This window comes from Sphingobium sp. MP9-4 (assembly GCF_005281675.1).
GTDB classification, from domain to species: Bacteria; Pseudomonadota; Alphaproteobacteria; order Sphingomonadales; family Sphingomonadaceae; genus Sphingobium; species Sphingobium yanoikuyae.
Genome location: NZ_LUFI01000093.1, coordinates 123,658 through 147,845, shown reverse-complemented (window position 1 = coordinate 147,845; position 24,188 = coordinate 123,658). Strand labels below are relative to the sequence as shown.

The window sequence follows — 24,188 nt, the reverse complement described above, 5'->3', positions numbered from 1 at the left end:
TGTCGAATTCCCCGCGAACTGGCTGTCTTCACGGCCCCGGCCGCGAAACTGCAATCTTCCATGCTTGTTACGCTTGCGGAACCCATCTTCCCGACAAGCATCGGGATATCGCCGGGAAGATGGGGCGCCTGCGGTGTTTAGGCCGCAAACTGGTTCCCCCGCGGCCTTTAGGCCGCGAATTGATTCATCGTGTTGTGGGCGCCGCCGGCCTTGAGCGCGGCTTCGCCGGCGAAATATTCCTTATGGTCGTCACCAATGTCGGAGCCGGCCATATTCTGGTGCTTCACGCAGGCTAGCCCCTCGCGGATTTCCCGCCGCTGCACGCCCTCGACATAGGCCAACATTCCGGCATCACCGAAATAGCCCCTGGCGAGATTGTCGGTGCTGAGCGCGGCGGTGTGATAGGTCGGCAGGGTGATGAGGTGGTGGAAGATGCCTGCCTGCGCCGCCGCATCCTTCTGGAAGGTGCGGATGCGTTCGTCCGCCTCGACGCCGAGGTCGGTGGCGTCATAGTCCGCGCTCATCAGCCTCGCCCGGTCATAGGCACTGACATCCTTGCCCGCCGCTTCCCAGGCGTCGAACACCTGCTGGCGGAAGTTCAGTGTCCAGTTGAAGCTGGGCGAGTTGTTATAGACCAGCTTGGCATTGGGGATCACCTCGCGGATGCGGCTGACCATGCCGCCGATCTGGCCGATATGCGGCTTTTCGGTTTCGATCCACAGCAGGTCGGCGCCATTCTGGAGCGCGGTGATGCAGTCGAGGACGCAGCGATCCTCGCCGGTGCCGGCGCGGAACTGATAGAGGTTCGACGGCAGGCGCTTGGGCTTCAGCAATTGCCCGTCGCGGCTGATGAGGACGTCGCCATGGCCGATCGCGCCGGCATCGACCGGATCGCAATCGAGGAAGCCATTATACAGGTCGCCAATGTCGCCCGCTCCGCGGGTGAAGGCGATCTGCTTGGTGAGGCCCGCGCCCAGCGAGTCGGTGCGCGCGACGATCACGCCGTCGTCGACGCCCAGTTCCAGGAAGGCGTAGCGGACCGCCCGGATCTTCGCGAGGAAGTCTTCGTGCGGGACGGTGACCTTGCCGTCCTGATGGCCGCACTGTTTTTCGTCCGAGACCTGGTTCTCGATCTGGATGCAGCAGGCGCCGGCCTCGATGAACTTCTTGGCGAGCAGATAGGTCGCCTCGGCATTGCCGAAGCCGGCGTCGATGTCGGCGACGATCGGAACGATATGGGTTTCGTAATTGTCGATCTGCTGCTGCAGCTTGGCGGCGCGAACCTCGTCGCCTTCCGCGCGGGCCTTGTCGAGATCGCGGAACAGGCCGCCCAGCTCGCGGGCGTCGGCCTGGCGCAGGAAGGTGTAGAGTTCCTCGATCAGCGCCGGGACGCTGGTCTTTTCATGCATCGACTGGTCGGGCAGCGGGCCGAACTCGCTGCGCAGCGCCGCGACCATCCAGCCCGAAAGATAGAGATAGCGGCCCTTGGTGGTGCCGAAATGCTTCTTGATGCTGATCATCTTCTGCTGGCCGATGAAGCCGTGCCAGCAGCCCAGCGACTGAGTGTAGTTGGCCGGATCGGCATCATAGGCGGCCATGTCGGCGCGCATGATCTTCGCGGTGTAGCGGGCGATGTCGAGGCCGCTCTGGAACCGGTTTTGCAGGCGCATCCGGGCGACGGATTCGGGCGCGATGCCGTCCCAATGGCCCTGGCCGCCGATCAGCGTGTCGGCCTTCGCGATTTCACTTTGATAGGTCATGTCGTCATTCCCTCGGGGTGAGCTGCAAGAAAGAATGACAGCGAAGTAGACACAGGAAACGGGGTGCGGCACCCCTGCCAAAGTCCAGTTGTCGATCTTTACAAAAATCTGCTGTAAAGTTGTAAAGAGCGTACAGGAGTCGGTGCCATGGCCAAGGATCGTCCCGTCTATATGGGGCCGCGATTGCGGCGATTGCGGCGCGAGCTGGGCCTGACGCAGGCGGACATGGCCAATGATCTGGAGATCAGCGCCTCCTATGTCGCGCTGCTGGAGCGTAACCAGCGGCCGCTGACCGCCGACATGCTGCTGCGCCTTGCCCGCACCTACAAGCTCGACATGGCCGAGGTGGCGGGCGACGGCGGCGCGGAGCAGACGGCACGACTACAGGCGGTGCTGAAAGACCCGATGTTCGCCGATATCGACCTGCCGCAACTGGCGACCGGCGATGTCGCGGTCAATTACCCCGGCATTACCGAGGCTTTGCTGCGGCTCTACACCAGCTATCGCGAGGAGCATCTGGCGCTGGCGGACCGGGGGGCGGAGGCGGAGCCGCAGGAGGATGGCGCCGATCCGGTGGCGGAGGCGCGGCGCTTCATCGCCGCGCGGCGCAATAGTTTTCCGCTGCTCGACGATGCGGCCGAGAAGCTGGCGGCGGAAGCGGAGGCCGAGGGGGGGCTGGCCGGCTGGCTCAAGGCGCGGCACAATTTGCGGGTACGGCGATTGCCGTCGGACGTAATGGCGGGATCGATGCGGCGGCTCGACCGGCATCGCGACGCAGTGCTGCTGGACGATGCGCTGGATGGCGCCAGCTCCGCCTTTCAACTGGCGCTCCAGATCGCCTATCTGGAGATGCGCAAGGGCTTCGATACGCTACTGAAGGACGGACAGTTCGCCAGCGAAAGCGGGCGGCGGCTCGCCCGGCGGGCGCTGGCCGGCTATGGCGCGGCGGCAATCCTGATGCCCTATACCGCCTTCGCCAAGGCGGTGGAGGCCAGGCGCTATGATGTCGAGGCGCTGGCTCGGCAGTTCGGCGTCAGCTTCGAGCAAGCGGCGCACCGGCTGACCACGTTGCAAAAGCCGGGGCAGGAACGCGTCCCCTTCTTCTTCCTGCGGGTCGACCAGGCCGGCAATGTCTCCAAGCGGCTGGACGGGGCCGGCTTTCCCTTTGCCCGCCATGGCGGCTCCTGCCCGCTCTGGTCAGTGCATCGCGTGTTCGAAACACCGCGCGAGGTGGTGACGCAATGGCTGGAACTGCCCGACGGCCAGCGTTTCTTCTCGGTCGCGCGCACCGTCACCGCCGGCGGCGGCAGCTGGGGCGCGGCGAAGGTGGAGCGGGCAATCGCGCTGTGCTGCGCCGCCGACCATGCCCATCGGCTGGTCTATAGCCAGGATGCGCCGCCGCCCGCGCCGACGCCGATCGGCGTCACCTGTCGCCTGTGCCACCGCAGCCAGTGCATGGCCCGGTCTGCCCCGCCGATCGGCCGCGACATGCTGCCCGACGATTATCGGCGGACGCGGGCGCCGTTCGGCTTTGCCGATGGTTAAGCGAACGGATGGGGGATAGGGGTTGATGGATGAGGAGATGCCGCCGATGGGACAGCCGCCCGCTCTTTCGAAGCGATCGCTGGCGATTGCCGGGCTGTCGACCATCGTCGAATGGTATGACTTCACCCTCTATCTCTATCTCGCCTCCCTGCTGTCGCGCATCTTCTATGGCGGGGGCGCGGCGGGCGTGGGGCATGTGCTGGCGGGCTTTGCGATCGCCTATCTGATGCGGCCATTAGGGGCGATATTCTTTGGCCATATCGGCGATCGCCATGGCAGGCGGCCGACCATGTTGCTGTCGATGGCGCTGATGAGCGCGGCGATGCTGGCGACCGCGCTGCTGCCGACACAGGCGCAGGCTGGGGCGATGGCGGGATGGCTGCTGCTGGCGCTGCGCTGTGTCATGGCCTTCTCGGTCGGGGGCGAATATACCGGCGTCGTCGCCTACCTGCTGGAAGGGGCGCCGCCCGGTCGGCGCGGCCTCATCACATCCCTGGCGTCAGCGGCGAGCGAGGTCGGCGGGCTGCTGGCGGTGGCGCTGTCCGCCCTGACCGTGGCGCTGCTGGACGAGGTGGCGCTGGCCGACTGGGGCTGGCGCATGCCCTTTCTGGTCGGCGCGGGTCTCGCCGCCCTCATCCTGCTGGCGCGATCGCGGATCGAGGAATCGCCCGATTTCCTGGCGCAGCGCGCCCGTGGAAGCATCCCGGCCCAACCCCTGCGCCTCAGCCTGCGCGCCTATCGGCCGGCGATCGGCCGCGGCTTTGCCATTTCGGCACTGGGGTCGATCACCTATTATGTCGGCATCGTCTATGTGCCGAGCTTCCTGATCGGGGCCGGCCGCATGGGCGAGGCCGATGCGCTGACACTCTCGACGCTGGCGGCACTGGTGGTGATCCTGGTGACGCCGCTGGTCGGTGCCTTGTCCGACCGGATCGGGCGGCGGCCGGTTCTGATCGCGCTGGCGCTCGCCGGTGTGGCGCTGCCGGCCCTGCTCTTTGCCCTGATGGCGCAGGGCAGCGCATTGGGCGGCGCGCTGATCGGCGCGGTCCTGCTGGCGGCGCTGGGCGGGGCAGTGAGCGCGGTCGGCGCCGTGACCACCGCCGAGCAATTTCCCGGCGAAGGGCGGCTGAGCGGCCTTGCCTTTGGCGCGACCGGCGCGACGGCGCTGTTCGGCGGCCTTACCCCCTATCTGTCGCACCAGCTGACACAGGCAAGCGGATGGGCGTCCGCGCCCGGATGGCTGATCGCGATCGTGGCGCTCGGCGTATTTCCGGTGCTCTGGCGCCTACCCGAAAGCGCGCCAAAGCGACAACAGCCCTGCTGAGCCCCCTTCCCGCATGGCCCTCTCTCCGCTAGCGCATGCGCCACAAAAGAAAGGGGAGCATCCTTAATGCGTTTGACGATTTCGCTGGCCGCGCTCGCGCTGGCCATCATGCCCATGGCCGTGCAGGCCCAGGACGGGGACAAGAAGAAGAATGAGGCACCGGCCGTTGAGGCTGGCGTGCCCGCCCCCAATGTCTCGGTCACCCATCATAAGGGCGTGTTCGGCGGCAAGGCGATCAGCTACACCGCGACCACCGGCGAAACCTATCTGAAGGACAAGGACGGCAAGCCGCTCGCGGCGATCTATGCCACCTCCTATGTCAAGGATGGCGGCGACAAGAAGCGCCCGATCACCTTCCTCTATAATGGCGGCCCCGGCTCGGGCTCGCTCTGGCTGCATATGGGCGCCTTCGGCCCCAAGCGCGTGGTGCTGCCCGACGCACAGGATGACGGCGCGCCGCCCTATCCGCTGGTCGACAATGCGGAATCGCTGCTCGACGTCACCGATCTCGTCTTCATCGATCCGGTCGGCACCGGCTTTTCCCACGCCATCGGCAAGAAGGATCCCAAGGATTATTGGGGGGTGTCGGCCGACGCCAAGTCGATCGCTGAATACATCCGCCTGTGGCTCAATGAGAATGGCCGCTGGTCCTCGCCCAAGTTCATCGGCGGCGAAAGCTATGGCACCACCCGTTCGGTCGCGCTGATCAATGAGCTTGAAGGCAGCTATAACGACGTCGCGGTCAACGGCATCATCCTGATCTCGTCGATCCTCGACTTCGGCGCATCGGCCGAGGTGCAGGGCAATGAAATGCCCTATATCCTCAATCTCCCCTCGATGGCGACGACCGCCTGGTATCACAAGAAAATGGGCAATCCGCCCGCCACCGTCGCCGAAGCCGCCCAGCAGGCCCGCGCCTTCGCGATCGGCCCCTATGCCGCCGCGCTGCTGAAGGGCAATCAGTTGTCGGACCAGGAACGCGCCAGCGTCCGTGCCGAACTCGCCCGCCTCACCGGCCTGTCGGAGCAGTTTGTCGACCATGCAGAACTGCGCATTTCGCCCGGCCGTTTCTACAAGGAATTGCTGCGCGATCGCGGCGTCTCCATCGGTCGCCTCGACACCCGCTACACCGGCAAGGATTATGATGCGGCCGGCGAGGAGCCGGACAATGACCCCAGCTTCTACGCGATCGACGGCGCCTATACCGCCGCGATGAACAGCTATGCCCGCGACGAGCTGAAGTACAAGACCGACCGCAGCTATGTGACGATCGGCGGGGTCAGCGGCTGGGACTGGAAGCTGCAGGGGCAGCGCGGCCGCGACGGCGAAGTTTACGCCAGTGTTGCCCCTTATCTGAGCAAGGCCTTGCGCGAGAATAGCGGCCTCAAGGTGTTCGTCGGCCAGGGCTGGTATGATTTCGCCACCCCCTTCTTCGGCGCGGAATATGCGATGAGCCGCACCGGCTTCGATCCCGCGCGGATCCAGTATCATTATTATGATGCCGGCCACATGATGTATGTCCGCCCCGACGACCTGCGCAAGCTGAGCGCGGATATCCGGGCGTTCATCTCGCAGCGATGATGATGCCGCCCGCCCGGAAAACAGCCGGGCGGGCGCTGTCTTCGCCTGCGAGACCATCCATCGCCATTCCTGCCCGCCTATAGGCATTTCACACGAATATATCCGCTGCCGCCCGTCCGATAATATGTCTTCCAGAACAAGGGTCGCTTTGTCTTTTCACAGGGGCAAGGGGCGTTGGCGCGACAATCGGACCATGCAGGCTCAAGCGGGCGATCGTTACGCGCTGCGATGCTGACGGTGTTCCTCGCAGCCGTCGCACCGTCGCAAGTCCGCGCCCAGGAAAGCGCCGACAGCTCCCCGCTCGCACATGATTCAGGCGAAACGGCATCGCCTGCCGCCCTGACCGTGAACGAGGCCATCTCCTTCGATCTCGCCAGCCTCACGCCGGAAAAGCAGCGGGAAACCGAACTGCCGGACGGTGTCGGTCCATCCATTACCGTCGATACAGATAGCCCGGCTGCAATCGATCCCGACCGTTACCGGTCGCTCGGCAGCCGGATGGCGGCGGCCAAATGGGAAACATTGGGACTCTTCGCCTATATCACCGCTACCCAGGCCTATTGGACCGACGACACGACATCCTTTCATTTCAAGGATGAAGGATGGTTCGGCAAGAACACCAACAATCTTGGCATCGACAAGCTGACACACGCCTTCAATGCCTATCTCTTCGCCGAATTTCTGGGCGCGCGCATCGCCCGCAAGACTGATGACCGGGCTGCCGCCGCCTTGCCGGCCGCTATGCTGTCGACCGCGCTGCAATTCTACGGCGAATTTTGGGATGGGCATAAGAGCGACAGCGGCTTTTCCTACCAGGATATCGCCTTCAATACTGCCGGTGCCGCTTTCTCGGTGCTGCGTCACACCGTACCGGGGCTGGAGGAGAAGCTGGATTTCCGGCTGATGATGGTGCCCAATTCCAACGTCTACAGCTTCAAGGGGAAGCGCCATTATGAACAGCAGCATTTCCTGCTGTCGCTCGAACTGGCCGGGTTCAGGAAATTGGAGGCTACCCCGTTACGGCTCGTCGAATTGCAGGTCGGCTATCGCGGCAAGGATTTCACCCTTGCCGACCGCGCCGCCGGCATCCCCCCGAAACGCGACATCTTCTTCGGCGTCGCGCTCAACATCAAGCAACTCTTCTTCAAGAACAGCCGGTCGCGCGTCGGCCGCATGATCGGCAGCGGCCTCAACTATTTCCAGCTCCCCTATACTGGCATCTATGACTATTATTGAACCTTGCCGCGCGCGCAGGCCAGCACCGTAACAATCCCCCTTTAACGCCCGTAAAATCCCCCTATGCTCCTGCCTAGCAAGGGAGATTCAATCATATGCGCCACGCGCTCACGGCCTTTCTGGCCGCTGTCAGCTTTTCGTCCATCGCCGTCGCCCAAACCCCGGCTGCGCCGCCGCCGGCTCAGCCAGCCATGGTCCAGCCGACGCCCACGCCGCAGAGCGAACTGCCTGGCCTGATCGCCAGGGACATGGAGGGGCTGATGACGCTCTATCGCGACCTGCATGCCAATCCCGAGCTTTCGCTGCAGGAGGTGAACACCGCCGCCAAGCTGGCCAAGCGACTGAAAGCGATGAAGTTCGACGTGACCGAGAAGGTCGGCGGCACCGGCGTCGTCGCGGTGATGAAGAATGGCTCGGGCCCCGTGCTGCTGATCCGCGCCGATATGGACGGCCTGCCGGTGGTCGAGCAGACCGGCCTCGACTTCGCGTCCAAGGTCCGCACCAAGACGCCCGAGGGGGTCGAAACCGGCGTGATGCACGCCTGCGGCCATGACACCCACATGACCGCCTTCATCGAGACCGCCAAGCTGCTGTCGAGCCAGAAGGACAAGTGGAAGGGCACGCTGGTGATGATCCTCCAGCCGGCCGAGGAAGTGGGCAAGGGCGCCCGCGACATGCTGGAGGACGGGCTCTACACCCGATTCCCGCGCCCGACCCATGCCATCGCCTTCCATGACGCCGCCAATCTCCAGGCCGGCGTCGTCGGCTATACGCCGGGCTATGCCCTCGCCAATGTCGACAGCGTCGATATCGTGGTGAAGGGGCTGGGCGGCCATGGCGCCTATCCGCAGACGACCCGCGACCCGATCGTCCTTGGCTCGCGCATCGTCACCTCGCTGCAGACCCTGGTCAGCCGCGAACAGGATTCGCAGGATCCCGCCGTCGTCACCGTCGGCAGCTTCCAGGCCGGCGCCAAGCACAACATCATCCCCGACCAGGCGCTGCTCCTCCTGACCGTGCGCAGCTATTCGGACGAGACCCGCGCCAAGCTGATCAAGGGGATCGAGCGGATCGCCCGTGGCGAGGCGATTGCGGCGGGCGTGCCCGACGACAAGATGCCGGTCGTCAGCGTCAAGGACGAGTTCACGCCGTCCACCTACAACCCGCCCGAATTTGCCGAACAGATGGGCGCGCTGCTCAAGGGGCATTTCGCCGAGGGCCGCGTGGTCAAGACCCCGGCGGTGATGGGCGGCGAGGATTTCGGCCGCTTCTACCGCGCCGACAAGTCGATCAACAGCTTCATCTTCTGGGTCGGCGGCGTGCCGGCGGACAAGATGGCGGCAGCCGAGGCCGGCCAGATCACCCTGCCCTCGCTGCATAGTCCATTCTGGGCGCCGGAGGCCGACAAGGTGATCGCCACCGCCAGCGAGGCGATGACCGTCCTCGCCATGGATATCCTGAAGAAGGACTAAGCCTGGTCGCTGACCGCGCAGCGGCGCCGATGGATGTCCATCAGCGCCAGCGCGGTCAGCGCCACACCCAGCCCCAGGATCATGTCGATCAGATAATGGGTGCCCTCGACCGGCGTGGACAGCAGCATCGCCGCGTTGAGCGCGACGATCGGCCAGCGCAACGCCGCGATCCGCCAGCCCGCCGCGATATACAGCACCGCCGCCGCGGTATGGAAGCTGGGCGCCGATACGATGCCGCGCAACTGCCCCAGATCGATGGCATGGACCGCATGCGTCCGCAGCGCCGGGATCAGCCCCTGCTGCCACAGCTCGCTTTCGGGCATGTAGCGGATCGGTTCGTGCCACAGATAGGAAAAGGGGCCGACCGCCGGCATCAGGCTGAACAGGATCAGGGTAATGACCGCCGCCAGCCAGAAGGTCGCGATGAAGCGCCAGGCCCGTTCCTGCTCGCCCGCCCGCGCCATGCACCATAGCAGCAGGGCCGGCGTCACATAGATGCTGCGATAGGCGGCCGTTTCCAGAAATTGGAGGCCCCGGTGCGATGCCGTCAGCCGATACCAATGGAGCCAGTCGAACCCCAGCGCCGCGTCGATGCGCTGCAAGGTCGCGTCGGCATAGCCATGGGTCAGCGCCGCCACGGGATAGCTGGCCGCCGCCCCCATGACCGAGATCAGCGTGAACAGGCCGACATAGGTGGCAAATGGCGCCACCGTCCCGGCATGGCGCCAGCCGCTGCGCGGCAGGCCAAAGCGCAACACCAGCAACAGCGCCGCCGCCGCGCCATAGGCGATACTGCTCGGCTGCCAGAAGTCGATGCGCAAGTCCGCCATGTCCAGCAGCAGGGCGAGCAGCAGCATGCTCCCGCCCAGCGCCGCCAGAAAATGCCGCCGGATTGCCAATGGTCGCGTGACAATCGGCACCAGACGCACCGTCTGCGCGGCAACAGGCTCAGCCAGGGGCCAGGAGGTTTCGATCGACGGCATCACGCTTATGTCCGGGAAGAAAGGCGGAAAGGCCGCCCTTCCGCCTCTAGTGCTTAAGCTGCGATGAACCGTTGCATGACGCCCCTGTCAGGGCTGTAGCAGCCAGCCCGCGCCACCGCCCAGCGCGATGATCGCCGGCATGCTCCAGCGCCCCTTGATCCGCCAGGCACAGAGCGCACCGACCAGCAGGATCAGGCCCGCCGCCCAGAGCCGGTCCGCCCGCATCGCCGCCGCCCAGCCCAGTTGCACCAGGGTCGCCGCGATCACCCCGACCACGGCCGCTGCGACCCCGGCCAGCAGATGGTGGAGCGCCGGATTTTCGACCAGCGCCTCCAGCCGCTCATAGAAGATCAGGGAAAAGGCGAAGGCTGGCAGGAACATGCCCGCCGTGATCGCCAGCGCGCCGCCCAGCCCACCGGCCATATAGCCGGCAAAGGTCGCGAAGATGACCAGCGGCGCCGGCAATATGCCGGCCAGCGCCACCCCGTCGAGGAACAGCCCGTCCGACAACCAGCCGCGCCCGACCGTATCGCCGCGCACATAGGGAATGGCGGTATAGGCGCCGCCAAAGGTCAGCAGCCCGCCCTTCAGCCCGGCAATGAACAGCAGCAGCATGTCGGGCCGCGCAGCGCCAGCCACCGTCGGGACCGGCGCGACCGCCACGCTCCCCTTGTGCAGCAACAGCGCCAGCATGACCGCCCCGACCAACACCACGCCAATGACCATCGGCCGCGCGCGAAAGCCATAGACCAGCCCCGCCGCCAGCAGCGGAATCCAGAACGGCGTGCCGAGCAAGGTCGCGGCAAAGGCGCCGATCGCCAGCGCCCAGAGCAGCCGGTCCTCCAGCACATGGCCGCCGATCCGCTGCACCGCGCGCGCGATGATCGCCAGCACCACCAGCTGGATGCCGAACAGCACCGGCAGCGCCCAGCCCGCGCCGGCAATCCAGTCGCGATAAAGCCAGGCGGCGACCAGCATCAGCAGCAGACCGGGCAGCATGAAGCCCAGCCCCGCCAGCAACCCGCCGATCCGCCCGCGCGCCATCATCCCCATATGGACGCACAATTCATGCGCCTCCGGCCCCGGCAATATCTGCATCACCGCCAACAGGCGGTTGAAGCGCGGCCCGGACAGCCAACGCTCCTCCTCGACCAGGGTCTGGCGCAGCATCGCGATCTGCGCGACCGGCCCGCCAAAAGCCAGGCAGCCAAAGCGCAGGAATTTGAGGAATAGCGGGAACAGGCGGATCGGCGGCGGACCATCATCCAGTGTCGTCATCGTCATCGGCTCCTGCCGCAGGCGCGGCCTATGGAGCGGAACTTGGACGATCATCGCCTGAACGGGCGCCCGCACGGCCCGTTGGCGCGCATCATAGCATCGCGCGCCGCGAAGAAAAGAGGTCGCGCAACAGGATGGGGCGGCCTTTCAGCCGCCTCTCCAGAACTCCCGATCAGGCGCCGAAACCGCCGTCGATCGTGTGCATGGCACCGGTGATGATGCCGGCTTCCGGCCCCGCCAGATAGGCGGCCAACCCGGCAATTTCCTCGCCCGTGGCATGGCGCTTGATCGCCATGAAGCCGTGCATGGTGGCGCTCATCGGGCCATCGGCCGGGTTCATGTCGGTATTGGTCGGGCCGGGCTGGATGATGTTGACGGTGATGCCGCGCGCGCCGAAGTCGCGGGCGAGACCTCGGGCCATGCCCTGCAGCGCCGACTTGGTCAGGGCATAGGCCGCGCCGCCCTCGAACGGCATGCGATCGCCATTGACCGAACCGATGACGATGATGCGGCCGCCATCATTCATCTGCCGCGCCGCCTCGACCGCCGCATGATAGGGCGCGCGGACATTGATATCGATCATCCGGTCGACCGCATCGGCGTCCAGCGTCAGCGGATCGCCCAGCACCAGCGTGCCGGCATTGACGACCAGCACGTCGAGCGCGCCCTCGCCCGCCACCACGTCGATCACCGCCTGGCGATCGGCCGCGTCGGATCGGATGGCACGGGCGCCGACATCGGCAGCAAGCGCGGTGGCAGCATCCTGCGACCCGGCATAGGTGAAGGCGACATCGGCGCCGTCATCGGCGAAGCGCCGCACGATCGCGGCACCGATACCCCGGCTGCCGCCGAGGACGAGGACTTTTTTGGCAGTGAAATCGGTCATGGGACAATTCCTTGCTAAATTTGTAATGATCGCTATATAAATTACCAATCGCGCCCGTCAAGGATTTTTGTAATGACCATTAAAGAAAAAGCCAAGAGCCGGGGCCGCCCGCGTTCCTTTGACGAGGACGCCGCCCTTTCTGCGGCGCAGGCGCTGTTTCATCAACATGGCTATGATGGTGTCGGTGTCGCCGCGCTGGCGCAGGCGATGGGGATCAATCCGCCCAGCCTCTATGCCGCTTTCGGTGACAAGGCGGCCCTGTTCGACCGGGTGCTGGCGCGCTACGCCCGCGATGCCCTGCCTGTGGACGAGATATTGGCGCCCGGCACGCCGCCGGCGGCCGCGCTTACCGAACTGCTGCGCACCGCAGCCCGCATCTATGCCGCCAACCCGGCCGCGCCGGGCTGCATGGTGCTGGAGGCCGCACGGGGTGCCGACGCCATCGCCGCCGCCCAGGCGCGCTGCTGGAAGGACAAAAGCGTCGACCGGGTCCGGGACTATCTGACCCCCGACCATCCCGACCAGGCGCTGCCGGTCGCCGATTATATGGTGGCGGTCATGTCCGGCCTGTCGTCCGATGCCCGTGACGGCAAGCCGATCGAGCGGCTGCTCGCCATCGCCGACATGGCCGGTCTCGCGCTGGAAGCGGCCCTGGCCCAACCCTGACCTATTGCGGCCGATGCCCCTTGCGCCATTTGGTGAACAGATGGCGCGCCAGCATCAGGGGCGGCATGCGCAGCCAGTGAGACCGCACGAAGAAGGCGAAGACCAGCGCTTTGCGCGTCTCCTGCCCCCAGCCGTTGCGCGCCAGCAGTCGTGCCCGTACCAGCCGGTCCCACAGGGTCAGCCGCCCGCCCGCGCCATAGATCGCCGCCGCCAGCCGCTGCGCCTGCCGCACATGGGGAAGCATCCCGTGCCGCGCTGCCCGTGCCTCCAGCGCCACCGGATCGGCATCCGCCAGCAGGCCATGAATATCCCACAGGTTGCGCAGACCGCCCTGCAAATCGCCGTCCGCCAGCAGATGGGCGACCGCATGACAGACCCGGTCCTCCGCGCATAGCATGTATAATCCATCGGTTATCAACACCGCATCCGCCATCATCGCGGCCGCGTCCGGCGTGGGCCGCGCGGTCAGCGGCAGCACGGTATGATGCACGTCGATCATCCGGTCGCGCTCGGTGTGGATCATCGGCGGCAGCTCATGCATCCACTGCCGATAATAGGCGTCGTCATACGGGTCTTCCTTGACCCATTCCCAGCCGGCCGCGATCAGCGCATCGGCCGCCGCATCGATCCGGTCGCGCGGCACCAATATGTCGAGATCGCCGATGAAGCGCCCCTGCCTCGCCGCCAGGCCCGCCGCCGCATAGGCCGTGCCCTTGAGCAGGATCACCGGCAGGCCGATCGGCGCGAGTGCCGCCCGCGCGCGGTCCGCCTCCCATATCGCCTGCCGCGCCTCCCGTGCCGCATCCGCCTTCGCGTCCGTCAGGATCGGCCGCACCGCATCGGGCACGGCCTGCCCCTCCAGCCGGAAGGCGAGCGTGCCGATCAGCCGCTCCGCCCGCGCCATCGCGATCAGGCTGTTCCAGCCGGCCGCATCCAGCCCCACCACCGTCGCGGGATCGCGCAAGGCCCTGACCAGCAGCGCCGCGCTCATGCGATCTCGCTCCACAGCCTATCGACCATGGCGATCGCCGCATCCCCCGACGGGAAGTCGATCGCCCGCGCTGGCACCTGCGCCACGAAGCGCGTCAGCGCAGCAAAGGCCGGTTCACCCAGCGCGACATAATTGGTCGACGCCTGGGTCAGGCGCATGAACACCTCTCCCTGGCCAACCGGCCGTTCCGCCGGCCCCGAACCGAAGCGGGGGAACAGCAATAGCGCCGGCATCCCGCCCTCGCCCATCCGCGCCACGGCATCGGCGCGCGGCACCATATGGCGGATGTCACCCTTGGCCGTCGTCCCCAGCAGCGGCCCCATGCGCGCACCCGGCACCTCAGCCGCGATCACCTCGATCGCCTTGTTCTTGAGCGACACCAGCCGAGGAAAGGGCAGGATCGCCCCGCTGTCGAGATCGAGCAGCGCAAACTCGTCGCCCATCAGACGCCAGCCGCGCTCGCCCAGTTGCGCCGCCAGCGTCGACTTGCCCGATCCGGACTCGCCGGTCATTACCAGCACCCGCCCGTCCTTCTCGACGCTCGACGCGTGGAGCAGCAGATGCCGGCGCCAGCCCAGCGCCATCTGCAGGTTCATCCCCATCTCCGCCGCCAGTAGCCCATGGGCCAGGCTCATCGGCGCGGCGTCGGCCAGGCCATGGTCGCCGGTGATGAAGATGGACGGTCGCACCCAGCGCCGGACAGCGCTGGTTGGCTGCAACCGCACGGTGAAATCGGCGATCGCGCTACCGACGTCGGGATAATCGGCGTAGAGGCGCTTCAACTGGTCGATCGGCTGCGCCCAGGCGGAACCGATGCGGAAGGTCGCCGGGCCGATGCGCAGGGTCAGGCTGTGCCTCATGCCGGCCGCACCAGCCCGATCCGGTCGAGATAGGCGAGATGCTGGCCGATCTCGCCCACCACATCGCCCTCGCCCAGATCATAGAGCAGGGCCAGCCGATCGCGCAGCATCGCCGCGCTCGCCGGCAGGCCGTCGGCCATGGCGTCCAATATCTCGGGCACCGGGCTGATCACCATATGGGTCTGGCCCGACGGGCGATGATAGAGCAGGACGATATCATCCAGCGGCCGGACGATGATCGCCTCCGCCCCTTCGCGACGATAAAGATCTTCCCTGACCACGCGTCCGGCACCTCCATGGCTCCCTCTTGCCCTAAAGCCAAAAGGGTAGCCAAGTGCCTAACGCATCAGGGAAAGGCCTGCAGCGCAACGCCGACCGGAAGCTCGCGCGCGCCGACCGTCATCAGCGCGCGCATATAGGTGTCGAGCGCCCGGTCCAGCCCATGTTCGCGCACCGCCTGCGCCAACTGCTCGGGCGGCGCGGGATGGGCCAGCGCCCATTCGATCGCACGGGCAAAGCCATCGACATGGCCGACCGGCACCGGCGGATGCTGGCCGGCGGCGGCCAGCAGCGGATGGATATTGCGGGTGCAATCGGTCGCCACCACGCCCGCGCCACAGCCCAGCGCCTCAATCATCGTGCCGGCCAGCCCTTCCCAGCAGGACGGCTGCAACAGCAGGTCCGCTTCGGCAAACAGGCTGGCCATGCGGTGCGGGCAATCGACGAAGCCCAGAAACTCGACCCGGTCCGACAGGCCCAACCGCGTGCATTGCGCCTCCAACTGGGCGCGCAGCGGTCCCTGCCCGACGATGCGCAGCCGCCAGTCGCGGCCCCGCAATTGCGCCAGCGCAGCCAGCGCGGTTGCTTGGTCCTTCTGCGGCGCCAGCCGCCCGACCATCAGCAATTGCGCCGGGCGCTGCGGGCAGCAGGCGGTGCCGCGATCGTTGCAGGCCTGTTCCATCAGCCGGGTGACAGTGGGACGCGGCATCAGCCGCACGTCGCGACCGCCAAGCGGCCCCTCCTCGGCCAGCAATTGCCGATCGGTCTCACCCATGACGATGGTCATGCTGCAGGCCCTGGCAATTGCGCGAAACCGGGTCTTGCGCGCCCAGGCGGACAGGCCCTGCTGTCCCGGCCGGACGATCGGGTTGGAAATGCGGCCGACCGCGCGGGTCTGCGTGCCCAGCGTCGCGGCGGCGACCAGCATGTTGCTCTGGTTGCCGGCCGAATAGACGACATCGGGCCGATGGCGCCGCACCATCGCGGCCAACGGCAGGAATTGCGCGATCATCGACAGGCGCCGGGCCCAGCGCGGCGCACAGACACGGCGCACCGTCAGCGCCGGGTCGATCATCCCGGCCAGCGGCCCGTCCAGATGCGCCAGCCACAATTCGACCCGCAGCCCGCGCCGATGGAGATGATTGGCAAGCTGGATCGCGACCCGGTCAAGCCCCCCGTCACCGGGGCGATAGAGATAGACGACCGCGAATGGAGAATGTGCCGCCACCTGGCGTGCATGGAACATGGTGTCGCCCTTGCGCTCGACGGAAATGTCGATGCTTCGACGCCGTCAACGCGGGCGACCCGTAATCGGTTCTTTCAGTTCGACGCAGCTTTAGGGCTTAGCGTGGCATTTGCAGCGATGCGAAACAGGTGAAGCCGCTCTGTCCCGACTGCAACCGACGGATATAGTTCAGATAGGCCTGATTCTGCTCATAGCTGGTGCCGGGCAGCGGCCGGCCGCGCAGCGCCTGCTTGACCTGCTCGCCGGTATAGGTGCGCCCGCTCGCCGGATAGGCGCCCGGCGTTCCCGCCGGCACCATCTGGCCATTGGGCGCGATATAATTGCCCGAGCGCGACGGATCGGGAACCGGAATGGTGCAGTTGAGAACAGACGCTGCCGTGTTGGCCAGAGCCGGGCGGATCGACACGATCGCCGATGCCGCGACCGCGCCGCCCATCAGCAACTGGCGCCGCGACGCAACAGCCAGATCGGGTGCAGATACGTCCGTTGCCGCCTTTTCAGGCTCCACGCTTTCCGGTCCGGGGATGGGCTCGCTCATGTCACAATGTTCCGCTATCGCGCTTGCCAAAGCGTAAATATTGGGCGCTATTCTCTGTAGCCATCGCAGCAAATGCGCGCAAAATCCAGCACGGTAACCATGAATCGACTGACAATTTCTCAGATTACAGCCTCGCTGGCCGTGCTTCTACTCGGTACCGGTGGCGCGCTGATTCTCGGCGGATCACCGCTCGCCATCGCCCTGCCGGTACTCGCCGGCCTGATCGTGCTGGTCATCACGGCCGAAGGCGTGCCGGTCGGCCGCGACGTGCCGACGATCGCGCTCGATGCGCCCGACCTGTTCGCCCACCCCGAATTTCCCGGCCTGCTGGAAGCCATTTCCGATCCGCTGATGCTGGTCGAGCGGGGCCGGATCGTCCATGCCAACCAGGCCGCCAAACGCCTGCTCGGCAGCCATATCGAGGGGGAGGATGCACGCATCGCGATCCGCCACCCCGCCGCCGCCGAACGGCTGGCCAGCGTTGCACCACTGGCCGAACCGGTGATGATCGAACTGGTGGGCCTGGGCACCCGCGAACAGCGCTGGCAGATGCGCATCGCCTCGGTAGGCGCAGTCGGCGACATGCGCCGGCTCGTCCATCTGGTCGACCATAGCGGCACCTATGCGGCCGAGCGGATGCGCGTCGATTTCGTCGCCAATGCCAGCCATGAACTGCGCACCCCGCTGGCCGGCATATTGGGCTTCATCGAGACGCTGGCCGACCCGGAACTGGGCAAGGACGTCGAAACCCGCAAGCGCTTCCTCAAGATCATGGACGGCGAAGCGCGCCGGATGCAGCGGCTGATCGACGATCTCATCTCATTGAGCCGGATCGAGGCGGAGAAATATCGCCTGCCCGAAGCCGCCGTCGACCTGTCGGAGCTGACCGCCGAAGTGGTCGGCGTGTTCCGCACCAGCAATGGCGATCGCGGCCGCGAGGTGGAGATGGAGATCACGCCCGGCCTGCCCGCGATCCAGGGCGACCGCGCCCAATTGTCGCAGCTCATCCACAATCTCGTCGGCAATTCGGTCAAATATGGCCGCCCCGGTACGCCGATCCATGTCACCCTGGGCGAAGGGCCCAGCGGCATGGTGCGCCTGTCCGTGGCGGACGAAGGCGAAGGCATCGGCCCCGATCACCTCCCTCGCCTGACCGAGCGGTTCTATCGCGTCGATTCGGGCCGCAGCCGGGCGATGGGCGGCACGGGCCTGGGCCTGGCCATCGTCAAACATATTGTCGAACGGCATCGTGGCAGGCTGGATATTTCCAGCGTCCTTGGAAAAGGCACCAATGTCAGCATCTTGCTGCCCGGCGCCCCGACCGACGACACCGCGATCAAGACCAGGGTGTAAGAAAATTTCACTCCGAAGACGCGATCCGGCCCCTATGTCATGAAAATGCAATCTGACTGTCACAAAGGCGCGATGGTCCGCGGCTAGGCGCCTCCGTGAGGGGCGCGACATTGCGAATCGCGGCCTGTTAGTTGGAGGTTTCCGTGAAGCAATTCGCCCTTTTCGCCGCGACCGCTGTGGCCGCTCTTTCGCTTGCCGGCTGCGGCGATCAGTCGGGCGGCGGCGCTGGCGCGACCCGTGACCAGATCCGCGCGGTAGGTTCCTCCACCGTCTATCCCTTCGCCACCGCGGTCGCCGAACTGTTCGTTCAGGGCAATCCCGGCATGAAGTCGCCGATCATCGAATCGACCGGCACCGGCGGCGGCATGAAGCTGTTCTGCGCCGGCGTCGGCGCCCAGCATCCCGACATTGCCGACGCCTCGCGCCGCATGAAGAAGGCCGAGTTCGATCAGTGCCAGAGCAATGGCGTGAAGGACATCATCGAGATTCAGGTCGGCGTCGACGGCCTTGCCTTCGCCGAGAGCAAGCAGGGCCCCGGCCTCAAGCTCACCCCCAAGATCGTCTATGAGGCGCTGGCCGCCAATCCCTATGGCAAGGGTCCGAACAAGGCCCAGACCTGGAAGGATGTCGACCCCAGCCTGCCCGCGATCGCCATCTCCGTCTTCGGTCCGCCCTCGACCAGCGGCACGCGCGACTCGCTCGCCGAACTGATCCTGACCAAGGGTTGCGAGACCGACCCGGCGATGGAAGAACTCAAGAAGAAGAGCGAGGATGAGTTCAAGGCCACCTGCACCCGCGTGCGCGAGGATGGCAAATATGTGGACTCGGGCGAGAATGACAATCTGATCGTCCAGAAGCTGGGTGCCAACCCCAACGCCGTCGGCGTCTTCGGCTACAGCTTCCTGGAAGAGAATAAGGACACGCTGAAGGACGTGCCGATCAACGGCATCGAAGCCAGCTACGAGACCGTCTCGACCGGCCAATATCCCGGCGCCCGCCCGCTCTACATCTATGTGAAGAAGGCGCATATGCAGGCGATCCGTGGCCTGCAGGGCTTCCTCGACACCTTCGCCGCCAACTGGAACCCCGACGGCGCGCTGACCAAGCGCGGCATGGTCGCGGCGCCGGAAGACGTGCGCAAGAAGAGCGCGGAAGTCGTCAAGTCGCTCAGCGTCCTCGACGGTTCGCAGCTGAAGTAAGGGCATCATGACCGGTCCTGCAATCCTCCTGCTGCTGGCGGGCCTGGGCGCGATCGCCTGGGTCAGCGCCCGCGCCCGTGCGCTGCGCCTTGCCGGCGTGGCGCGCGCCAGCGGCCGCCGCGACGCGGTACACAGCCTGCCCGGCTATCATGGCTGGTATGTCGCGCTGTGGACGCTGATCCCCGCCGGCATCTTCCTGGCGGTATGGGCCAATGTCTCGCCCGGCCTCGTCACCCAGTCGGTCCTGGCCGACCCGGCGGCGCAGAGCCTGCCGATGGACGGCTTCTCCCGCTCCGCCATCCTGGGCGAGGCACGGGCGATCGCCACCGGCGCGCAGGCCGGCGCCTTCAACCCGGCCGCCAACGCGCTGGTCGAACCCTATCGCACCGCGCTCAGCCATTATGGCATTGCCGGCGCGGTGCTGGCGCTGGTGCTCGCCTTTGCCGGCGGCGCCTATGCCTTCACCCGCGTCCGTCCGGACTTTCGTGCCCGCACACGGGTCGAGCGACTGGTCATGGCAACGCTGCTGATCGCCTCGCTGATCGCGATCATCACCACGCTCGGCATCGTCGCCTCGCTCTTGTGGGAAAGCTTCCGCTTCTTCTCGATGGTGAACCCGATCGACTTCCTGTTCGGCACCAAATGGAGCCCACAGTCGGCCGCCATGGGTTATGGCAATGAAGATGCGTTCGGCGCGGTGCCGCTCTTCTGGGGCACGATCTTCATCGGCGCGATCATCGCCATGATCGTCGCTATCCCGCTCGGCCTGATGAGCGCCATCTATCTCACCCAATATGCCAGCCCCACGGTGCGCAAGTGGATGAAGCCGACGCTGGAGATGCTCGCGGGCGTGCCCACGGTCGTCTATGGCTATTTCGCCGCGCTCACCATCGCCCCCGCCCTGCGCGACTTTGCAGTGATGATCGGCATCCATGGCGCCTCTTCGGAAAGCGCGCTGGCCGCCGGCCTCGTCATGGGCGTGATGATCATCCCGTTCGTTTCCTCCATGGCCGATGACAGCATCGCCGCCGTGCCGCAGTCGATGCGCGACGGCAGCCTGGCGATGGGCGCCACCACCAGCGAGACGATCAGCCGCGTGCTGATCCCCGCCGCCCTGCCCGGCGTCGTCGGCGGCGTGCTGCTCGCCGTCAGCCGCGCGATTGGCGAGACGATGATCGTGGTGATGGCGGCTGGTCTGGCTGCCAACCTCACCCTCAACCCCTTTGCCAGCGTGACCACGGTGACGACCCAGATCGTCCAGTTGCTGACCGGCGACCAGGAATTTGACAGCGCCAAGACGCTTGCCGCCTTCGCGCTCGGCCTGGTGCTGTTCATCGTCACCCTGCTGCTCAACATCGTGGCCCTGCGGGTCGTGAAGAAATATCGCGAGGCTTACGAATAATGAGCGCCGAACCCCTCCCCACCGACTGGAAGTCGGACGCCATGCGCAAGCGGATCGCCCGGCGCTACGCCGCCGAGCGCCGCTTCAAGGCCGCCGGCATGGCCGCCGTGCTGCTCAGCGCCGCCTTCCTCGCCTTCCTGCTCTTCACCATGGTCGGCAACGGCATGCGCGGTTTCACCCGCACGGAAATCGCCCTCAAGGTCGATTTCCCGGCCTCGCCGCTGCTGCTCGATCCGGCCAACATCACCGACGAGGCACTGGCCAACGCCAATCTGCCGATGGTGACCAGCGCCGTCGCGCAGAAGGCATTGGGCAAGGATGCAGACGCGATGATCTCGCCGAGCGCCTGGATTGCCATCCGCGACGCGATCAAGGCCGATCCCAAGATCCTCGCCCGCACCGAGACCATCGACGTGCCCGCCGCAACCGCGATCGACCTCGCCGCCAAGAGCAAGGGATCGCCCGAAGCCGAGGCGCAGGTCGCGCGCCTGCGTCAGGCCGGCCTGCTCGCCACCGGCATCAACTGGGGCTTCCTGACCGCCAGCGACGGCACCGATCCGACCCAGGTCGGCATCTGGGGCGCGTTCAAGGGGTCGCTGCTGACCATGTTGGTGACGCTGGTGCTCAGCTTCCCGATCGGCGTCGCCACGGCGCTCTATCTGGAGGAATATGCCCGCAAGAGCTGGTGGACCGACATCATCGAGGTGTCGATCAACAATCTGGCGGCCGTGCCCTCGATCATCTTCGGCCTGCTCGGCCTGTCGATCTTCCTCAACCTGCTGCACCTGCCCCGCTCGGCCGCGCTGGTCGGCGGCATGACCCTGGCGCTGATGACCATGCCGGTCATCGTCATCGCCGGCCGCAACGCGATCAAGTCGGTGCCGCCCAGCATCCGCGATGCCGCGCTCGGCATCGGCGCCTCGCCGGTCCAGGTCGTGTTCCAGCATGTGCTGCCGCTGGCCCTGCCCGGCATCCTCACCGGCACGATCATCGGCATGGCCCGCGCGCTCGGCGAAACCGCGCCGCTGCTGATGATCGGCATGCGGGCCTTCATCGCCACGCCGCCCGGCGGCATTGTCGATCCGGCCACCGTCCTGCCGGTGCAGATCTTCCTCTGGTCCGATGAAGTCTCGAAGGGCTTCGTCGAAAAGACCTCGGCCGCCATCATCGTCCTGCTGGCCTTCCTGCTCGCGATGAACGGCCTCGCCATCTACCTGCGCAACAAGTTTGAAAAACGGTGGTAATCACACCCATGACCGAAGAACAGCAAAGCCTGGCCGTGGCCAATCCGAAGATGACGGCCCGTGACGTCAAGGTCTTCTATGGCGAGAAACAGGCGATCAAGGGCGTGTCGATCGATGTCGACATGGACCATGTCACCGCCTTCATCGGCCCGTCGGGCTGCGGCAAGTCGACCTTCCTGCGGACCCTCAACCGCATGAACGACACCGTCGCCTCGGCGCGGGTCGAAGGCACGATCACGCTCGACGGCGAAGATATCTACGCCCCCTCGATGGACGTGGTGCAGCTGCGCGCGCGGGTCGGCATGGTGTTCCAGAAGCCCAACCCCTTCCCCAAGTCGATCTACGAGAATATCGCCTATGGCCCCCGCATCCACGGCCTCGCCGCGGGCAAGGCGGACATGGACGTGATCGTCGAAAAGTCGCTGCGTCGCGCCGGTCTGTGGGACGAGGTGAAGGATCGCCTCAACGACAGCGGCACCGCCCTGTCGGGTGGTCAGCAGCAGCGTCTGTGCATCGGCCGCGCCATCGCGGTCGAACCCGAAGTCATCCTGATGGACGAACCCTGCTCGGCGCTCGACCCGATCGCCACCGCCAAGATCGAGGAACTGATCCACGAACTGCGCGGTCGCTATGGCATCGTCATCGTCACCCACAACATGCAGCAGGCCGCGCGCGTGTCGCAGCGCACCGCCTTCTTCCACCTGGGCGAACTGGTCGAATATGGCGTGACGAGCGACATCTTCACCAACCCGCGCCAGGAGCGGACCAAGGACTATATCACCGGGCGCTACGGCTGATCCCGCGCGCTTTCGAGCCAGATGCTTGCATCTGGCGGCTTGGAAAGCGCGCCACTTGAGATTCCGGCATCGATCCCTGCAGGATCGATGCCTGCGGAGAGAAGAAACATGGCTGAACATACGATCAAGGCATTTGACGAGGAAATCGACCGGCTGCGTGGCCTGATCGCCGAAATGGGCGGTCGCGCGGAAGCGGCGATCGAGAATGCGATGCTGGCGCTCCAGCGCCAGGACCAGCGTCTCGCCGCCGAAGTCGTCGCCGACGACAAGCGCATCGACGCGCTGGAAGCGGAAGTCGAGAAGCTGGTGGTGCAGATCATCGCCCTGCGCGCGCCCATGGCCAACGACCTGCGCGACGTGATCGCCGCCTTGAAGATCGTCAGCGTGGTCGAACGGATCGGCGACTATGCCAAGAATATCGCCAAGCGCGTGCCGCTGATCGCCGCCAACCAGCATAAGCTGGAACCGGTGTCGCTGCTGCCCTCCATGGGCCAGGTCGCGGCCGAAATGGTGCATGACGTGCTCAACGCCTTCGCCGCGCGCGACGCCGAACTGGCGCTGGCGGTGGTGGAGCGCGACCAGGTGGTCGACGATTTCTACGACAGCGTGTTCCGCACGCTGGTGACCTATATGGTCGAAAATCCCAAGACGATCAGCGAGTGCGCGCACCTGCTGTTCATCGCCAAGAATATCGAACGCATCGGCGACCATGCGACCAATGTCGCGGAAATGGTCTATTATGCCGCAACGGGCCAGACCCTGCCCGAACGCGAACGCGGCGGCACCCAGCAGCAGGAGAATTGAGGCATGGCGCGGGCGAAGATGCTGTTGGTGGAGGATGACGCGGCGCTCGCCGAACTGCTCATCTGGCATTTCAAGCGTGAGGATTTCGAGGTCGCCCATACCGTCGATGGCGAGGAAGCGCTGCTGATGGCGCAGGAAAACACGCCCGACATCGTCCTGCTCGACTGGATGGTCGAAAGCCTGTCGGGGATCGAGGTCTGCCGTCGCCTGCGCCGCATGAACGGCACCGCCAATGTGCCGATCATCATGCTGACCGCGCGTGGCGAGGAAGAGGATCGCGTGCGCGGCCTGGAAACCGGCGCCGACGACTATGTGACCAAGCCCTTCTCGCCCCGCGAGTTGGTCGCCCGCGTCGGCGCGGTGCTGCGCCGCGTGCGCCCGGCGCTGGCTGGCGAGACGCTGACCTTCGCCGATGTCGAAATGGACACGGTCGGCCACAAGGTCCGCCGCGGTGGCCAGGTCATCCCGCTCGGCCCCACCGAGTTCCGCCTCCTGAAGCATTTCCTCGAGCATCCCGGCTGGGTCTTTTCGCGGGAACGTCTGCTCGACAGCGTCTGGGGCCAGGATAGCGATATCGAACTGCGCACCGTCGACGTCCATATCCGTCGCCTGCGCAAAGCGATCAATGTCGACGGCCGCCACGACATCATCCGCACCGTCCGCTCGGCCGGCTATGCGCTGGACACCGACGGCCTGAACTGATCGTCGCCCCGCACATGCGGACAAGAAAAACCTCCCCGGCAA

General features: G+C 66.0%; 22 protein-coding genes. 13 read left to right on the top strand and 9 right to left on the bottom strand.

The features are described 5' to 3' along the window. Nucleotides 1–167: 167 nt before the first annotated feature. Complete coding sequence (locus A0U87_RS24865; RefSeq protein WP_137406099.1) at nucleotides 168–1,760, bottom strand: isocitrate lyase; 1,593 nt, start codon at nucleotides 1,758–1,760, stop codon at nucleotides 168–170. A 147-nt stretch (nucleotides 1,761–1,907) separates the two neighbouring features. Between A0U87_RS24865 and A0U87_RS24860 the strand changes: the two genes are divergently transcribed. The 5 genes from A0U87_RS24860 to A0U87_RS24840 all read left to right on the top strand — a co-directional run bounded on the left by A0U87_RS24860 (nucleotide 1,908) and on the right by A0U87_RS24840 (nucleotide 8,918). After that, nucleotides 1,908–3,305, top strand: a complete 1,398-nt coding sequence (locus tag A0U87_RS24860) for a helix-turn-helix transcriptional regulator (RefSeq protein ID WP_048938745.1) — start codon at nucleotides 1,908–1,910, stop codon at nucleotides 3,303–3,305. Between the two features lie 46 nt (nucleotides 3,306–3,351). Then, complete coding sequence (locus A0U87_RS24855; RefSeq protein WP_048938768.1) at nucleotides 3,352–4,629, top strand: MFS transporter; 1,278 nt, start codon at nucleotides 3,352–3,354, stop codon at nucleotides 4,627–4,629. A 66-nt stretch (nucleotides 4,630–4,695) separates the two neighbouring features. Beyond that, complete coding sequence (locus A0U87_RS24850) at nucleotides 4,696–6,210, top strand: peptidase S10 (RefSeq protein ID WP_048938746.1); 1,515 nt, start codon at nucleotides 4,696–4,698, stop codon at nucleotides 6,208–6,210. 228 nt (nucleotides 6,211–6,438) lie between these two features. After that, entirely contained in the window at nucleotides 6,439–7,446 is a 1,008-nt protein-coding gene (locus tag A0U87_RS24845; RefSeq protein ID WP_048938747.1) for a DUF2279 domain-containing protein, read from the top strand. A gap of 95 nt (nucleotides 7,447–7,541) precedes the next feature. Further along, complete coding sequence (locus A0U87_RS24840; RefSeq protein ID WP_137406098.1) at nucleotides 7,542–8,918, top strand: amidohydrolase; 1,377 nt, start codon at nucleotides 7,542–7,544, stop codon at nucleotides 8,916–8,918. Here the strand turns inward: A0U87_RS24840 and A0U87_RS24835 are convergent. From A0U87_RS24835 to bdcA, 3 genes are all read right to left on the bottom strand, one after another. Continuing rightward, on the bottom strand, nucleotides 8,915–9,901 hold the full coding sequence (locus A0U87_RS24835) for a phosphatase PAP2 family protein (protein ID WP_048938749.1): 987 nt from the start codon (nucleotides 9,899–9,901) through the stop codon (nucleotides 8,915–8,917). The two genes, A0U87_RS24840 and A0U87_RS24835, sit on opposite strands and share 4 nt — an antisense overlap. An 87-nt stretch (nucleotides 9,902–9,988) precedes the next feature. Beyond that, nucleotides 9,989–11,179 carry a chromate efflux transporter gene (gene chrA / locus A0U87_RS24830; protein ID WP_048938769.1) on the bottom strand — a complete coding sequence of 397 codons (1,191 nt, stop codon included), beginning with the start codon at nucleotides 11,177–11,179 and terminating at the stop codon, nucleotides 9,989–9,991. Nucleotides 11,180–11,351: 172 nt separating this feature from the next. After that, nucleotides 11,352–12,065: an SDR family oxidoreductase gene (gene bdcA, locus A0U87_RS24825; protein ID WP_048938750.1), complete on the bottom strand. Its 714-nt coding sequence runs from the start codon at nucleotides 12,063–12,065 to the stop codon at nucleotides 11,352–11,354. A 72-nt stretch (nucleotides 12,066–12,137) separates the two neighbouring features. Here bdcA and A0U87_RS24820 point away from each other — a divergent pair, with 72 nt between their 5' ends. After that, nucleotides 12,138–12,731: a TetR/AcrR family transcriptional regulator gene (locus tag A0U87_RS24820; RefSeq protein ID WP_048938751.1), complete on the top strand. Its 594-nt coding sequence runs from the start codon at nucleotides 12,138–12,140 to the stop codon at nucleotides 12,729–12,731. Nucleotide 12,732: 1 nt separating this feature from the next. Here the strand turns inward: A0U87_RS24820 and A0U87_RS24815 are convergent, their stop codons facing one another. The 5 genes from A0U87_RS24815 to A0U87_RS24795 all read right to left on the bottom strand — a co-directional run bounded on the left by A0U87_RS24815 (nucleotide 12,733) and on the right by A0U87_RS24795 (nucleotide 16,645). Beyond that, nucleotides 12,733–13,722, bottom strand: coding sequence for a nucleotidyltransferase family protein (locus A0U87_RS24815; protein ID WP_048938752.1), 990 nt, complete (start codon nucleotides 13,720–13,722; stop codon nucleotides 12,733–12,735). Further along, nucleotides 13,719–14,582 carry an HprK-related kinase A gene (locus A0U87_RS24810; RefSeq protein WP_048938753.1) on the bottom strand — a complete coding sequence of 288 codons (864 nt, stop codon included), beginning with the start codon at nucleotides 14,580–14,582 and terminating at the stop codon, nucleotides 13,719–13,721. Before A0U87_RS24810 ends, A0U87_RS24815 begins: the two co-directional genes overlap by 4 nt. Further along, nucleotides 14,579–14,863, bottom strand: a complete 285-nt coding sequence (locus A0U87_RS24805) for an HPr-rel-A system PqqD family peptide chaperone (RefSeq protein ID WP_048938754.1) — start codon at nucleotides 14,861–14,863, stop codon at nucleotides 14,579–14,581. The genes A0U87_RS24810 and A0U87_RS24805 overlap by 4 nt, the downstream gene beginning before the upstream one ends. 65 nt (nucleotides 14,864–14,928) lie before the next feature. Next, nucleotides 14,929–16,107, bottom strand: a complete 1,179-nt coding sequence (locus A0U87_RS24800) for a glycosyltransferase (RefSeq protein WP_048938755.1) — start codon at nucleotides 16,105–16,107, stop codon at nucleotides 14,929–14,931. 97 nt (nucleotides 16,108–16,204) lie between these two features. Beyond that, nucleotides 16,205–16,645, bottom strand: coding sequence for a hypothetical protein (locus tag A0U87_RS24795; RefSeq protein WP_048938756.1), 441 nt, complete (start codon nucleotides 16,643–16,645; stop codon nucleotides 16,205–16,207). A 99-nt stretch (nucleotides 16,646–16,744) separates the two neighbouring features. On the opposite strand from A0U87_RS24795, the gene A0U87_RS24790 reads away from it, so the two are divergent. The 7 genes from A0U87_RS24790 to phoB all read left to right on the top strand — a co-directional run bounded on the left by A0U87_RS24790 (nucleotide 16,745) and on the right by phoB (nucleotide 24,146). Then, a complete protein-coding gene (locus A0U87_RS24790) occupies nucleotides 16,745–17,998 on the top strand; it encodes an ATP-binding protein (protein ID WP_048938757.1) in 1,254 nt (417 codons plus the stop codon). Between the two features lie 143 nt (nucleotides 17,999–18,141). Continuing rightward, nucleotides 18,142–19,197: a substrate-binding domain-containing protein gene (locus A0U87_RS24785; RefSeq protein WP_017499005.1), complete on the top strand. Its 1,056-nt coding sequence runs from the start codon at nucleotides 18,142–18,144 to the stop codon at nucleotides 19,195–19,197. A gap of 7 nt (nucleotides 19,198–19,204) precedes the next feature. Further along, on the top strand, nucleotides 19,205–20,599 hold the full coding sequence (pstC, locus tag A0U87_RS24780; protein WP_004210867.1) for a phosphate ABC transporter permease subunit PstC: 1,395 nt from the start codon (nucleotides 19,205–19,207) through the stop codon (nucleotides 20,597–20,599). After that, the gene (pstA, locus tag A0U87_RS24775; RefSeq protein ID WP_137406097.1) at nucleotides 20,599–21,843 is read left to right on the top strand and encodes a phosphate ABC transporter permease PstA; all 1,245 of its coding nucleotides are present in this window, start codon (nucleotides 20,599–20,601) and stop codon (nucleotides 21,841–21,843) included. The genes pstC and pstA overlap by 1 nt, the downstream gene beginning before the upstream one ends. Before the next feature lie 8 nt (nucleotides 21,844–21,851). Continuing rightward, nucleotides 21,852–22,640, top strand: coding sequence for a phosphate ABC transporter ATP-binding protein PstB (gene pstB / locus A0U87_RS24770; RefSeq protein WP_004210863.1), 789 nt, complete (start codon nucleotides 21,852–21,854; stop codon nucleotides 22,638–22,640). Between the two features lie 108 nt (nucleotides 22,641–22,748). After that, nucleotides 22,749–23,444 (top strand): phosphate signaling complex protein PhoU, encoded by a 696-nt coding sequence (phoU, locus tag A0U87_RS24765; RefSeq protein ID WP_004210862.1) that lies wholly within the window; start codon nucleotides 22,749–22,751, stop codon nucleotides 23,442–23,444. A gap of 3 nt (nucleotides 23,445–23,447) precedes the next feature. Then, nucleotides 23,448–24,146, top strand: coding sequence for a phosphate regulon transcriptional regulator PhoB (phoB, locus tag A0U87_RS24760; RefSeq protein WP_004210860.1), 699 nt, complete (start codon nucleotides 23,448–23,450; stop codon nucleotides 24,144–24,146). The last annotated feature ends 42 nt before the right edge of the window (nucleotides 24,147–24,188 follow it).

Bases quoted from the DNA above. Each gene is read 5' to 3' on its own strand.
- A0U87_RS24845 (WP_048938747.1), top strand. From the start codon at position 6,439: ATGCTGACGGTGTTCCTCGCAGCCGTCGCACCGTCGCAAGTCCGCGCC.
- pstC (WP_004210867.1), top strand. From the start codon at position 19,205: ATGACCGGTCCTGCAATCCTCCTGCTGCTGGCGGGCCTGGGCGCGATC.
- A0U87_RS24790 (WP_048938757.1), top strand. From the start codon at position 16,745: ATGAATCGACTGACAATTTCTCAGATTACAGCCTCGCTGGCCGTGCTT.
- bdcA (WP_048938750.1), bottom strand. From the start codon at position 12,065: ATGACCGATTTCACTGCCAAAAAAGTCCTCGTCCTCGGCGGCAGCCGG.
- A0U87_RS24815 (WP_048938752.1), bottom strand. From the start codon at position 13,722: ATGAGCGCGGCGCTGCTGGTCAGGGCCTTGCGCGATCCCGCGACGGTG.
- A0U87_RS24865 (WP_137406099.1), bottom strand. From the start codon at position 1,760: ATGACCTATCAAAGTGAAATCGCGAAGGCCGACACGCTGATCGGCGGC.
- A0U87_RS24820 (WP_048938751.1), top strand. From the start codon at position 12,138: ATGACCATTAAAGAAAAAGCCAAGAGCCGGGGCCGCCCGCGTTCCTTT.
- A0U87_RS24840 (WP_137406098.1), top strand. From the start codon at position 7,542: ATGCGCCACGCGCTCACGGCCTTTCTGGCCGCTGTCAGCTTTTCGTCC.
- A0U87_RS24800 (WP_048938755.1), bottom strand. From the start codon at position 16,107: ATGTTCCATGCACGCCAGGTGGCGGCACATTCTCCATTCGCGGTCGTC.
- A0U87_RS24810 (WP_048938753.1), bottom strand. From the start codon at position 14,582: ATGAGGCACAGCCTGACCCTGCGCATCGGCCCGGCGACCTTCCGCATC.
- phoU (WP_004210862.1), top strand. From the start codon at position 22,749: ATGGCTGAACATACGATCAAGGCATTTGACGAGGAAATCGACCGGCTG.
- A0U87_RS24850 (WP_048938746.1), top strand. From the start codon at position 4,696: ATGCGTTTGACGATTTCGCTGGCCGCGCTCGCGCTGGCCATCATGCCC.
- phoB (WP_004210860.1), top strand. From the start codon at position 23,448: ATGGCGCGGGCGAAGATGCTGTTGGTGGAGGATGACGCGGCGCTCGCC.
- A0U87_RS24860 (WP_048938745.1), top strand. From the start codon at position 1,908: ATGGCCAAGGATCGTCCCGTCTATATGGGGCCGCGATTGCGGCGATTG.
- A0U87_RS24835 (WP_048938749.1), bottom strand. From the start codon at position 9,901: ATGCCGTCGATCGAAACCTCCTGGCCCCTGGCTGAGCCTGTTGCCGCG.
- pstA (WP_137406097.1), top strand. From the start codon at position 20,599: ATGAGCGCCGAACCCCTCCCCACCGACTGGAAGTCGGACGCCATGCGC.
- A0U87_RS24795 (WP_048938756.1), bottom strand. From the start codon at position 16,645: ATGAGCGAGCCCATCCCCGGACCGGAAAGCGTGGAGCCTGAAAAGGCG.
- pstB (WP_004210863.1), top strand. From the start codon at position 21,852: ATGACCGAAGAACAGCAAAGCCTGGCCGTGGCCAATCCGAAGATGACG.
- A0U87_RS24855 (WP_048938768.1), top strand. From the start codon at position 3,352: ATGGGACAGCCGCCCGCTCTTTCGAAGCGATCGCTGGCGATTGCCGGG.
- chrA (WP_048938769.1), bottom strand. From the start codon at position 11,179: ATGACGACACTGGATGATGGTCCGCCGCCGATCCGCCTGTTCCCGCTA.